The organism is Wielerella bovis, from assembly GCF_022354465.1.
Taxonomy (GTDB): Bacteria; Pseudomonadota; Gammaproteobacteria; order Burkholderiales; family Neisseriaceae; genus Wielerella; species Wielerella bovis.
This window is the reverse complement of the sequence record NZ_CP092361.1, coordinates 1,341,670-1,354,369: the sequence shown is the minus strand read 5'-3', so window position 1 is coordinate 1,354,369 and position 12,700 is coordinate 1,341,670. Positions and strand designations below refer to the sequence as shown.

Sequence of the window (12,700 nt, the reverse complement as noted above, 5' to 3'; positions counted from 1 at the left end):
TTCAGGCTGCCTCTGGGTTTTCAGGCAGCCTGAAAACGTATTTTATGCTAAAATCCGCCCCGTTTGTAATTTGTAAATATAGATAAAATAAAATGATTTCTACCAATAACATTACCATGCAATTTGGCGCAAAGCCTTTATTTGAAAACGTTTCCGTGAAATTTGGCGAAGGCAATCGCTACGGTTTGATTGGCGCGAACGGCTCGGGTAAATCCACGTTTATGAAAATTTTGGGTGGCGATTTGGAGCAAACTTCGGGCGAAGTGGCGATTGAACACGGTGTGCGTTTGGGCAAATTGAAACAAGACCAATTCGCCTACGAAGATATGCGCGTGTTGGACGTGGTGTTAATGGGACACACCGAAATGTGGGCGGCGATGACCGAACGCGATGCGATTTACGCCAACCCCGAAGCCACCGATGAAGATTACATGAAAGCGGCTGATTTGGAAGCGAAATTTGCCGAATATGATGGCTACACCGCCGAAGCGCGCGCAGGCGAATTGTTGTTGGGCGTGGGCATTGAAGAGAATTTGCACAATGCGACCATGGCGGAAGTCGCGCCGGGGTTCAAATTGCGTGTGTTGCTGGCGCAAGCCCTGTTTTCCAAACCCGATGTTTTATTGTTGGATGAGCCGACCAATAACTTGGACATCAACACCATTCGTTGGCTGGAAAATATGTTAAATCAATATGATAGCACCATGATTATCATCAGCCACGACCGCCATTTCTTGAACGAAGTTTGCACACACATGGCGGATTTGGACTACAACACGATTACCATTTACCCTGGCAATTACGATGATTACATGTTGGCAAGCGCACAATCACGCGAACGCGCTTTGAAAGACAATGCCAAAGCCAAAGAAAAATTGCAAGAATTACAAGAATTTGTGGCGCGATTTTCTGCCAATAAATCCAAAGCCCGTCAAGCCACTTCGCGCTTGAAACAGGCGGACAAAATCAAATCGGAAATGGTGGAAGTGAAGCCGTCTACACGCCAAAATCCGTATATCCGTTTTGAAACAGATGAGAAAAATAAATTGCACCGTCAGGCAGTTGAAGTGGAAAACTTGTCCAAATCGTTTGAAAATAAATTGTTTGAAAAACTCAATTTTATTTTGGAAGCGGGGCAGCGTTTGGCGATTATCGGTCCAAACGGTGCGGGCAAATCCACTTTGTTGAAATTGCTGGCTGGCGCATTTGACGCGCAACATTCTGACGTGCAAGCGGATTCAGGCAGCATTAAATGGGCGGAAAAAGCCACAATCGGCTATTATCCGCAAGACCACGAAAACGATTTTGACGTGGAAATGGATTTGACCCAATGGATGCGCCAATGGGGACAAGAAGGCGATGATGAGCAAGTGATTCGCGGCACATTGGGGCGTTTGCTGTTTGGCGGCAACGATGTGGTGAAACAAGTGAAAGTGTTGTCAGGCGGCGAAAAAGGGCGCATGTTGTACGGTAAGTTGTTGTTGCTGAAACCAAATGTGCTGATTATGGACGAGCCGACCAACCACATGGACATGGAAAGCATTGAATCGCTGAACATGGCTTTGGAAAAATACAAAGGCACGCTGATTTTTGTGTCGCACGACCGTCAATTTGTGTCGTCTTTGGCTACGCAAATCATTGAATTGGACGGTAAAGGTGGCTACGAATATTATTTGGGCGACTACGAAAGCTATTTGGATAAGAAGGGTGTAAATAGCTAAACATCATTCAAAAAACATTCAGGCAGCCTGAAAATCACGTTTCAGGCTGCCTGAAATTTTATAGTTGTTTTGAATCTAATCTACTGTATAGTGGATTCACTAAATCAGGACAAGGCGACAGTGACCGCCGTGTACACATAGTACATGAGGGAGCTGGCAACGCTGTACTGGTTTAGTGAATTCACTATATTTTCTCTGCAATCGCAAATGCCAGTATCTGCGTTTTTTCATCACTCAAACTTAAATGCACACGACTAATATTATGCATGATTAGCCATTGTTGTAACTCGGGTTCACACATAAACTCGGGACGACCCAATGAGTCATGCGCCACACTGATATTGTGAAAACTAACGGGCGCACGAATGCCCATACCAACTGCTTTGGCAAAAGCTTCTTTAGCAGCAAATCGTTTTGCTAAAAAACGTACAGGGTCATGGCAGCCTGAAAATTCATGTTGTTCCACGCGGCTGAGTAAACGGCGGGGTAGGGCATCGCCATATTTTTGATGCATTTGTTCAATGCGATGAATTAGCAAAATATCGGTACCAATGCCATAAATCATGTTTATCCTTTCCTAATAAGGCAGCCTGAAACCTTTGCAAAATCCCCATCTTTGGCACATTTCTTCGCGATGCGTTTCTCAAACGCTTGCCTATCTATATGATATGTCTGCGCGTTTTGCGATACTATCGCTTTGAACTGCGCTCAAATCTGGGGTTTTGCAAAGGTTTCAGCCTGAAAACGATTAGGCTGACACAGTCGTTCGCGCACGATACATGGCTTCTTTCATTTGGCGAATGGCTTCGGGCAATCCCAAGAATACCGCTTGTGCAATTAAAGAATGTCCAATGTTCAACTCCACAATTTGTGGAATGCGTGCAATCGGAGCAACATTGTGAATGGTCAAGCCGTGTCCTGCGTTTACCGTTATGCCTAAATCGGCTGCGAATTTTGCAGCAGTTTGAATACGTTGCAATTCATGTTCACGCTCAGCATGATTTTCCGCATCGGCATATGCACCTGTGTGTAGCTCAATCACGCGTGCACCTGCATCATAGGCAGCTTGAATTTGTGCCAAATCGGGTGCAATAAAAATAGATACACGAATGCCAGCACGCTGTAATTCGCCAACATAATGGCGCACTTTTTCAAATTGTCCAACCACTTCCAAACCGCCTTCGGTGGTTACTTCTTCGCGTTTTTCTGGCACGATGCAGACATCTTCTGGCATGACTTGTAAAGCATTTGCCAACATTTCTTCCGTCATCGCCATTTCCAAATTCAAGCGCGTTCTGATGGCTTGCTTGATGGCAAATACATCAGCATCTTTGATATGACGGCGGTCTTCGCGCAAGTGCAAAGTAATCAAATTTGCCCCGTAAGTTTCTGCAATTAATGCTGCTTCTAATGGGCTGGGATAGCCGACACCACGCGCATTGCGCAAAGTAGCAACGTGGTCAATATTGACGCCTAATAACATGGTTTCATTCCTTGTTGAAAGATAAATGTAATATAGTGTAACAGTTATTTGTCACAATAGGCAGCCTGAAAATCAAATCATGTATTTTCAGGCTGCCTTACGCTATAATTTGACTCCTTTATTATTGATGTATTTCATCATGAAAAAATATTTTATCTTACTTGCCGCATTGAGTTTATCTGCTTGCGGTTTTCATCTAAAAGGCACTTATGCCTATGACCATTTGCCAGTTCAAAAATGGCAAGTCAATGGCGATGCATTGCAACAACCTTTGGAAACCGCATTGCGCCATGCATCGGGTTACCCTGTTTCATCGGTGGAAAGTGATGCAGAAATTCGCGTATTATCCATTGATAGCAAACGTGATATTTACACCATTACTCGCGGTGCAACATTAAACGAATATTTATTGTCTATGCGTGTAACCGCGCAAGCATTTCGCGATGGACAAGCATGGGGTAATGTGCTGACTGCCAATGTACGTCGTGTTATGCCATATTCAGACCGTGAAGCATTGGGTCGTGATGATGAAGAAGCCTTATTATGGCAAGAAATCCGTCGAGATGCAGCTGAACAAATTGTGCGCCAACTGGGTTTTATTAACCAACAAAATACAGGTGGAGCGGCACAATAATGCCGAATTTAGACATTAATAAACTTTCAGGCAGCCTGAAAACGCATTTACAACCATTGTATGTTATACACGGCGAAGAAGATTTATTGCGGATTGAAGCAACCGATATGCTCCGTGCTGCTGCCAAACAACAAGGCTACACGCATCGTGAACGTTTTACGGTAGATAGCGCATCGTTTGATTGGGGCGAAATAGTCGCCAATGCCAATAGCGCAGGTTTGTTTGCCGATTTAAAATTATTGGAAATTCATATCCCAACAGGCAAAGTAGGTAAACAAGGTGGCGAAATTTTGCAACAATTAGCCGAAAATTTACCGCCCGATACGATAACGCTGATTATTTTCCCAAAATTAGAAAAAGCGCAAACGCAGTCCAAATGGTTCAGTGCATTGGCAAAATATGGCGTGATGTTGGAAGCCAAAGCCGTTACAGTCGCAGCCTTACCCGCATGGATTAACGAACGGTTACAGCAGCATAATTTGTCAGCAGAAGCGGAAGCCATTGCATTATTTGCCGAGCGAGTAGAAGGTAATTTGTTGGCAGCCAAGCAGGAAATTGATAAGTTGGCATTGTTGCATCCAACAGGACATTTGATTTCGGTGGCAGATGCCGAACATGCTGTGGCGAATGTAGCACGATTTGACGTTTTTCAACTGGCATCTGCATGGATGAGCGGCGATGCAGTGCGCGTGATGCGTTTGTTAGATGGGTTGGAAGCGGCAGGCGATGAACCCGTGTTATTGTTGTGGACGGTGGCAGAAGATATACGAACCTTAATCCGTTTATCAGCAGCCATCAAACAAGGCAAAAGCGTGCAGAGTGTACGCAATGAATTGCGTTTGTGGGGCGATAAACAAACTCTTGCTCCGAAAGCAGCTGCACGATTATCGCCCAGCAAATTGATAAACGCATTGCAAGAATGTGCGCAAATTGACCGCCAAATTAAAGGTGCGGAAGAGGGCGATGCGTGGACAAGTTTTCGGCAGTTAGTATTGCAACTGGCAACATGATTTTCAGGCTGCCTATAAAATGCGATACAATGCAGCCTGAAAAAATATTTTACTTTATTTCATAAGGAAAACACCAAAATGGATAGACAAAAAGCCGTTTTAATTTGGATTGCCATGGCAGCCATATTTGCATTGATTGCCTATTTAGTAGGCGCGGCATGGTATTGGGCAATTTTGATTGGTATTTTGTGTGTGGCAGCAATCGTGGGTACTGCCACAGGCACAATGTATTGGAAACAAAAGAAATTAATCGCCAGTGCTGCCAAATTCAATATTGATTTGAAAGGTGGCAAAATTAATCCAGCAGACTTGCGTCGCATGTATTTTTCAGGTGGACAAGCACGCAAAGATGCCTTACTGATTGCTAGCCAAGCCATGCGCTGTTCTGTACAAGAAGCTGAAAAACAGCTGAGCGCCAGAATAACCAAAGAAGCCGCACAACGCGAAATGGCAAAATATCAACAGCAACCGCGTTTTAAAGGTCGTCCACGCTGATGATATAAAAGACAAAGGCAGCCTGAAAAAAATAATTTCAGGCTGCCTTTTTGAAAAATATATAAAATGCAGCCTGAAAACCTCTTGAAATCGGCTGCCTATCCCCCATTTACCGCATCACTTATTAAAAAACATTAAGAGAAAAATTATGGCAAGAAAAAAATCCGCCACCATCATGCCAACCGTACCTTTACGCGACATGGTGGTTTATCCCAATATGGTATTACCGTTGTTTATTGGGCGTGCCAAATCAGTTGCCGCGCTCAATACTGCGATGGAAAACGATAAAACCGTTTTTTTATTGGCACAACGTAACGGCTCGGATGAAGACCCTAGCCCTGAAGATTTGCACGAAACAGGAACTGTTGCTGAAATTTTGCAAGTTTTGAAATTGCCCGATGGCACAGTCAAAGTGTTGGTAGAAGGCAAGCAACGCGCCCAAGCCGTATCCGTGCAAGACAATGGCGAATATTTTGAATCAGAAATCAATATTTTATCTGATGTAGAAAAAAATCCTGCCGACCAAGAAGCTTTACGCCGCAGTTTGATGAGTCAATTTGAACAATATGTTAAATTGAACAAAAAAATTCCTGCAGAAGTATTAGGTAGCCTGAATGATATTCAAGAAAATGGTCGTTTGGCTGATTTGGTTGCCGCACATTTACAACTAAAATTGGAACAGCGTCAAAAATTGCTGGATTTGGTTGATGTAGATGAGCGCATGGAATACCTGCTCGCGCAAATTGAAAGTGAATTGGAAATTTCCCAGTTGGAAAAACGCATTCGCGGCAAAGTCAAACGCCAAATGGAGAAAAACCAACGCGATTATTATTTGAATGAGCAAATCAAAGTCATTCAAAAAGAATTGGGCGAAGAAGACGAAAAAGGCGAATTGTTGCGTTTGGAGCAAGAAATCAAAAACGCAGGCATGAGCAAAGAAGGCGAAGAAAAAGCCTTGTCCGAATTGCGTAAATTGAAAATGATGCCGCCGATGTCGTCCGAAGCGACTGTGGTTCGCAATTACATTGAAACGCTGATTGAATTGCCTTGGAAGAAAAAAACGCGCATCTCCAAAGATTTGACCAAAGCCGATTTGGTGCTGAACGAAGACCATTACGGCTTGGAAAAAGTCAAAGAGCGCATTTTGGAATATTTGGCGGTACAAAAACGCACCGATAAATTGAAAAGCCCGATTTTGTGTCTCGTAGGACCACCGGGGGTGGGCAAAACATCGTTGGGCGAATCCATCGCCAAAGCCACAGGGCGCAAATACATTCGCATGGCTTTGGGTGGCGTGAAAGACGAAAGCGAAATTCGTGGACACCGCCGCACCTACATCGGTTCCATGCCTGGCAAAATCATGCAGAATATGGTCAAAGCTGGTGTGAAAAACCCGCTTTTCCTGTTGGACGAAATTGACAAATTGGGCAACGATTTTCGTGGCGACCCAGCCGCCGCTTTGTTGGAAGTGCTTGACCCTGAACAAAATACCGCCTTTGCCGACCATTTTGTTGAAGTGGATTTTGATTTGAGCGAAGTGATGTTTATTGCCACGTCCAACAGTTTCAATATTCCACCTGCTTTGCTTGACCGCATGGAAATTATCCGCCTGTCGGGTTACACGGAAGACGAGAAAATCAACATCGCCATGCAATATTTGGTGCCAAAACAAATGCAGCGCAATGGCGTGAAAGAAGGCGAATTGGCGATTGACGAAACCGCCGTGCGCGACATTGTGCGCTATTACACACGTGAAGCGGGCGTGCGTTCGCTTGACCGTGAAATTGCCAAAATTTGTCGCAAAGCCGTGATTCAAAACGAGCTTTCAGGCAGCCTGAAAGCCACAAAATCACGCAAAAAAGCACAAACTTTGCGCGTTGATGAGCATAATTTGGGCGAATTTTTGGGCGTGCGCCGTTTTGATTATGGCGTTACCGCAGGCGAAAACCGTATCGGTCAAGTAACAGGTTTGGCGTGGACGGAAGTCGGCGGCGAATTGCTGACGATTGAAGCGGTCGCGCTCAAAGGCAAGGGCAACATCGTCCGCACGGGCAAATTGGGCGATGTAATGCAGGAATCCATCACGGCGGCGTGGTCTGTGGTGCGTTCACGCGCGGAAAGTTTGGGGATTGCGCCCGACTTTTACGAGAAAAACGACATGCACGTTCACGTTCCCGAAGGTGCCACGCCGAAAGACGGCCCCAGCGCAGGCATTGCGATGACTTTGTCTATGGTTTCCGCTTTGACGGGCATTCCCGTTCGCGCCGATGTGGCGATGACGGGCGAAATCACGTTGCGCGGTGAAGTGTTGCCGATTGGCGGTTTGAAAGAAAAACTGTTGGCGGCATTGCGCGGTGGCATCAAGCACGTTTTGATTCCAAAAGACAATGTGAAAGATTTGGAAGAAATCCCGCAAAATGTGAAAGACGGTTTGGAAATCCACGCGGTGCAATGGATTGATGAAGTGTTTGAATTGAGTTTAGAGCGGCAGCCTGAGCCGTATGTAGCAGAAATGCAGCCTGAAAATTCTGCTAAAACGGATGCTGAACAATCAAACAAAAAAGCGCGTAAACATTGATGATGTGTTGCATAAAATGCTGGTGGCGATGCAAAAATCGCTACCCATGCATTTTGTTCTTGACACACATTGCAGCAGCTTGATATAAATTCATCGCAATAAAAAATTTCCCTAGATGCCCAAATATCGGGCGTTCTACCTTATTTTTGACTCCTTAATGAGAGGAACTTGTATGAATAAATCTGAATTGATTGATGCGATTGCAAAAGAATCTGGTTTGACCAAAACCGATGCTGGCAAGGCTTTGGATGCGTTTACTGAAGTGGTAAAAACTGCTTTGAAAAATGATGACGCTGTTACATTAGTGGGCTTTGGTACATTCAAAGTAGCGGAACGTAAAGAACGTCAAGGTTTAAATCCAAAAACCAAAGAACCTTTGACTATTCCTGCAGCTCGCGTACCTAAATTTACTGCTGGTAAAGCATTAAAAGATGTATTGGTAAGCAAATAATTGTGAGAAAGCAGCCCGAAAATAGGTTTTCAGGCTGCTTTTCTTTTAAATAACTAGTAGAGTTAATGATATAGTGGATTCACTAAATCAAGACAAGGCGAAAGCGACCGCCGTGTATACCGAGTAACATAAGGAGGCTGGCAACGCTGTACTGGTTTAAATTGAATTCATTATAATTGGTGTGAATATTGGTTTTACAGATAAATATATTCAATTCAAGATGGCGAGCGTAGTGGACTGCTAGATATAGTCGGCTAAAATAAAAATAATATAGTGTTGCCAGCTTTCTTATGTACGATTTGTATACGGAGATTCTGTTGCTTTGTTTTATTTTTATTTTAGCTGACTATGTATAGTCGCTTAAAATTAAAAATACTACTGCGTTGCCCCCACCCTTATGTACTAGATGTACACGGCGGGTGTGGTTGCCTTGTCCTATTTTTATTTTAAGCGACTATAGAATGCGAGCCAATGCCGTTCATTAGGAAGTATCTTTAACGTAGAATTGGACAAATCTGGGCAAAACCAAACTGAGTACAACACTACTTTGTTGTCATTAGCTCCTTAGATAAATAATCTATTTTTCAGGCTGCCTTTTGCTATAATCTTTTCATTTTTCTTATCTCAAATCATGTCCAAACGTATTTTAATTATCAGTCCATCGTGGATTGGCGACTGTGTGATGACACAACCCATGTTGCGTCGTTTACATGAATTGCATCCCAACTGCACAATAGATGTGTTCGCACCCAAATGGTCGCAAGCGGTTTATCAACGTATGCCCGAAGTGCAGCACATTTTAGATAATCCATTTGGACATGGTGCGTTGCAATTACGCGAACGTTGGCGAGTAGGGCGTGAATTGGGTAAGCGCGGTTATGACCAAGTGATTGTGTTACCAGGGTCAATCAAATCGGCGATTATTGCGGTGGCAACAGGCATCAAACAACGCACGGGATATGTGGGCGAAAGCCGTTATTTGTTGCTCAACGATATTCGCAAATTAGACAAAACCGCGCTACCGTTAATGGTGGACAGATACACAGCATTGGCGCACGAAAATCAAGCTGCGTTTAATGGCAAATCTTCTCAGCCACATTTCACGATTCAGGCTGCCGACCAAGCTGCTGCGCTTGCCAAACATGATTTGCAACAAGATAAACCGATTGTTGCGTTTTGCACAGGCGCGGAATACGGTTCAGCTAAACGCTGGTTACCCGAACATTTTGCTACGACTGCGCAATATTACGCGCAACAAGGTTATCAAATTTGGTTATTTGGTTCGCAAAAAGATTTTGAGATTGCGGAACAAGTCAATCAGCTTTCAGGCTGCCTTTGCGTGAATTTATGCGGTAAAACCAGTTTGGCAGAAGCGATAGATTTATTGGCGTGCGCGGAATTGGTGGTTTGCAACGACAGCGGTTTGATGCACGTTGCGGCGGCAGTTGGCTGCAAATTAGTAGCGGTTTATGGTTCATCCAGTCCTGACCATACTCCACCATTGAGTGATAAAGCAAAAATCGCCACGTTGAATTTGGATTGTAGCCCGTGTTTTAAACGCGAATGTCCATTAGGGCATACCGATTGTTTACGTCAGTTGCAGCCTGAAAAAGTGATTGCTTTGGCAGGAGAATAAACAAAATAAAGTTTCAGGTGAAAGCTTTTTATAGTGGATTTAAATTGAATCCACTATACATAAGGGAGCTGGTAATGCTGTATTATTTTAATTTCAAACAACTATAGTGGATTCAATTGATTACTCGATGATGCTGTCGTTTGCTTTTTCTGAAACATTTTGCTCAACGCCATAGCAACGTTAACTTACAGACGCTTTGATTATGCCATATCCATTCCTGTTGAATTTTGCATAAAATAAAAGGGGCTGTCCTAGATAACTAGAACAAATCCTGCTTTACTAATTGTTTTAAAATAGAAATTTGAGACTTTATCTCACTGTTGTTAAAACGCCATTCGCATTCCTTCAAATACAGCTCAAAATGCTCTTTGGATATGCCATTAAACTTACGTAAATGGCGCTTTGCTTGACTCCAAAAGTTCTCAATTCCGTTAATATGATTTTGTCGTTCCGCAAAATGTGTGCTGTGATTGATGCGAAAATGGCTAAATTCACTCACATCAAGCACATCATAACTTTTGTAACAATCGGTATAAACAATGCTGTCAGGCTTCACTTGCTCACAGATTATCGGCAATAAAGTGGCGGTTTGTGTATTGGGTACAGCAACGGTGTAAACTTTGCCATTTCGCTTCAAAAGCCCGAATACAGCTACTTTGCCAGCTGCACCGCGACCGTGTTTGCCTTTACGTTGTCCGCCAAAATAGCTTTCATCAACTTCTACTTCGCCATCAAACATTTCTAGATGTGGGCTGTTGTGATAGATGAGTAGGCGTAAACGGTGGAAGTAATAGGCAGCTGTGTTTTTATTAACGCCAACTAATTGTGCTGCTGTGCGTGCGGTAACACCTGCGACAAACAACTCAATCAGCTTGTTTTGTTTGTACTGACTTAAACGACTTTTTCTCATAGGGATTATTCTAACCTGAAATTAGATTTCCCTAGTTATCTAGGACAGCCCCAAATAAAATGCCGTCTGAAACCTTTCAGACGGCATCTTGATGATATAGATAAAGAAATTAAAATTCGGTACGCAACCAAGTAAAATAAAAAAACAAAGAGTGAATGCAATCCAATAACCAATCTTGACGTAAATGTTTAATCCAAGCCCAAGTGTGCTCAATTAAATTCAAATCAGGACAGTATGGCGGTAACCATAAAATCACATGCCCTGATAAAACAATAAGCTCTTGAATGTCCTGACGTTTGTGAAAAGTCGCATTATCCATTACCAAAACACTGTTGGGCGGTAATTGTGGCAGTAAAACGTTTTGAACCCATGAATAAAACACATCTGAATTGATGCTGAATTCATACAAACCCACTGCAATCAATTGATTTTGGTACAGTGCGCCAATGGCATTGGTTGTGTTTTTGATTTGCCAGTTGTGATTGCCATGACAAACTTGTCCTCTTGGCGCATAGGCATAAGGACGATAAGTTTGGTTTTTAAAACCACTTTCATCAATATAAACAATAGGACGTTTCTCTTGCTCATACTGTTGTTTTAATGAGAGAAATTGTTCAATTGTTTCGGGTTGAGCTTTGGGGTGTTTAAGAATCTTTTTTTTGAGTGATTTTTAGCCGTTTAAGTGCCACACCAATGGCTCTTTGTGAACAGTTAAAGCGAACAGCGCGTTCTCTTTGAAAATCATCAGGAAATTGTTCTACGTCTTTTCGCAATAATTCATCATTGATTTTATTGGTTCTTTTGGGGTAGGGTTTACGTTCAATGCATTTTTTCCATAGTTGAATGGTACTGCGACTGATGCCATATTCCGCTGCCAATTCACGGTAGCTGTAACCCGAATTTAATTTTTCTAAAATCATTTGGCGATAATCTTGTGAATAAGCCATAACTGTTCTCCTGTATGTACCGTTTATTTAATTCTACACCTATATTTCATCAAAAATGAATATCGAATACGCGTATCCGACCAAGCTTACTGAAAAAACCGAATTTGCCGAAACACATTCTCAAACCGCCTCACATCTTCATCAAACCACGCACCTAAAGTATGCGGTGCATGGGGCAAAATAATTTCCTGAAAATGTGGTGGCGCATATTCACGGTATATTTGGCTAACTTCGGGAGGAATAATCGCATCGTTTTCAGGGCGAACCAAATTCAGGCAACCTGAAAAATGCGGCAAAATCCGCGTAGCATTGCTGCGCTGCCAATTGCCGTATTCACGAATGGCTTGGGTAAACGCCGCGCCAAATTCAACCTTCATCACATCTTCTGCATACAAAGCGGGGGCAAACAAAGTCAGCGAAACAATTTGCGGATTGTTTTCCAGCAAATTCACAGCAATTTGTCCGCTCATGCTCCACGCAAATAAATGAATTTTATGATGATTTTGTGAATAATATTGCATGACAGCACGGGCTTGCTCAGTTTTCGTCAATATAGAAGATGGTTTTTCATTTGAACTTTCGCCGTGTCCCGAATAATCAAAACTGATGGTATTAAATTGTTTTTGTTGCAAAAATAGAGCAATTTTGTACAAAGTTGCTTGATTGGCATTACCTGCACCGTGCAATAAAAAAACCGTGTTACCTTGCGCTGGATAATGGCGCGTAGCAATTTTTTCAGTAGCGAAAACTAACGTATGTGTTTGAAATATCATAATATTGCTCCAAAAGATTTCAGCAAGTATTAAGCTAAATGCTTACCTACTCATTTACTATT

Annotated in this window: 13 protein-coding genes; 7 read left to right on the top strand and 6 right to left on the bottom strand. The window is 42.9% G+C overall.

Going from position 1 to position 12,700, the window contains the following annotated elements; translation table 11 throughout:
• The first annotated feature begins 92 nt into the window (after positions 1-92).
• Positions 93-1,721 carry an ABC-F family ATPase gene (locus MIS45_RS06645; protein ID WP_249441873.1) on the top strand — a complete coding sequence of 543 codons (1,629 nt, stop codon included), beginning with the start codon at positions 93-95 and terminating at the stop codon, positions 1,719-1,721.
• A 184-nt stretch (positions 1,722-1,905) separates the two neighbouring features.
• Here MIS45_RS06645 and acpS read toward each other — a convergent pair whose 3' ends face one another.
• A complete protein-coding gene (acpS, locus tag MIS45_RS06640; protein WP_249441872.1) occupies positions 1,906-2,286 on the bottom strand; it encodes a holo-ACP synthase in 381 nt (126 codons plus the stop codon).
• Between the two features lie 183 nt (positions 2,287-2,469).
• The gene (gene pdxJ, locus MIS45_RS06635; protein WP_249449952.1) at positions 2,470-3,204 is read right to left on the bottom strand and encodes a pyridoxine 5'-phosphate synthase; all 735 of its coding nucleotides are present in this window, start codon (positions 3,202-3,204) and stop codon (positions 2,470-2,472) included.
• A 139-nt stretch (positions 3,205-3,343) separates the two neighbouring features.
• Here pdxJ and MIS45_RS06630 point away from each other — a divergent pair, with 139 nt between their 5' ends.
• The 6 genes from MIS45_RS06630 (at position 3,344) to waaF (ending at position 10,008) form a co-directional block, all read left to right on the top strand.
• On the top strand, positions 3,344-3,838 hold the full coding sequence (locus MIS45_RS06630; RefSeq protein WP_249449951.1) for an LPS-assembly lipoprotein LptE: 495 nt from the start codon (positions 3,344-3,346) through the stop codon (positions 3,836-3,838).
• Entirely contained in the window at positions 3,838-4,848 is a 1,011-nt protein-coding gene (gene holA / locus MIS45_RS06625) for a DNA polymerase III subunit delta (protein WP_249449950.1), read from the top strand. The genes MIS45_RS06630 and holA overlap by 1 nt, the downstream gene beginning before the upstream one ends.
• A gap of 78 nt (positions 4,849-4,926) precedes the next feature.
• Positions 4,927-5,343: an NfeD family protein gene (locus tag MIS45_RS06620; protein ID WP_249445286.1), complete on the top strand. Its 417-nt coding sequence runs from the start codon at positions 4,927-4,929 to the stop codon at positions 5,341-5,343.
• A 148-nt stretch (positions 5,344-5,491) separates the two neighbouring features.
• Positions 5,492-7,921, top strand: coding sequence for an endopeptidase La (lon, locus tag MIS45_RS06615; RefSeq protein WP_249449949.1), 2,430 nt, complete (start codon positions 5,492-5,494; stop codon positions 7,919-7,921).
• Between the two features lie 172 nt (positions 7,922-8,093).
• Complete coding sequence (locus MIS45_RS06610) at positions 8,094-8,372, top strand: HU family DNA-binding protein (RefSeq protein ID WP_249447971.1); 279 nt, start codon at positions 8,094-8,096, stop codon at positions 8,370-8,372.
• A 631-nt stretch (positions 8,373-9,003) separates the two neighbouring features.
• On the top strand, positions 9,004-10,008 hold the full coding sequence (gene waaF, locus MIS45_RS06605; RefSeq protein WP_249449948.1) for a lipopolysaccharide heptosyltransferase II: 1,005 nt from the start codon (positions 9,004-9,006) through the stop codon (positions 10,006-10,008).
• Positions 10,009-10,267: 259 nt separating this feature from the next.
• Here waaF and MIS45_RS06600 read toward each other — a convergent pair whose 3' ends face one another.
• The 4 genes from MIS45_RS06600 to MIS45_RS06585 form a co-directional block, all read right to left on the bottom strand.
• Positions 10,268-10,918, bottom strand: a complete 651-nt coding sequence (locus tag MIS45_RS06600) for an IS1595 family transposase (RefSeq protein WP_249449947.1) — start codon at positions 10,916-10,918, stop codon at positions 10,268-10,270.
• A gap of 109 nt (positions 10,919-11,027) precedes the next feature.
• Complete coding sequence (locus MIS45_RS06595) at positions 11,028-11,537, bottom strand: IS630 family transposase (RefSeq protein ID WP_249451347.1); 510 nt, start codon at positions 11,535-11,537, stop codon at positions 11,028-11,030.
• A gap of 25 nt (positions 11,538-11,562) precedes the next feature.
• Entirely contained in the window at positions 11,563-11,865 is a 303-nt protein-coding gene (locus tag MIS45_RS06590) for an IS630 transposase-related protein (RefSeq protein WP_249441922.1), read from the bottom strand.
• An 86-nt stretch (positions 11,866-11,951) separates the two neighbouring features.
• The gene (locus tag MIS45_RS06585; protein WP_249449946.1) at positions 11,952-12,638 is read right to left on the bottom strand and encodes an alpha/beta fold hydrolase; all 687 of its coding nucleotides are present in this window, start codon (positions 12,636-12,638) and stop codon (positions 11,952-11,954) included.
• Between the last annotated feature and the right edge of the window lie 62 nt (positions 12,639-12,700).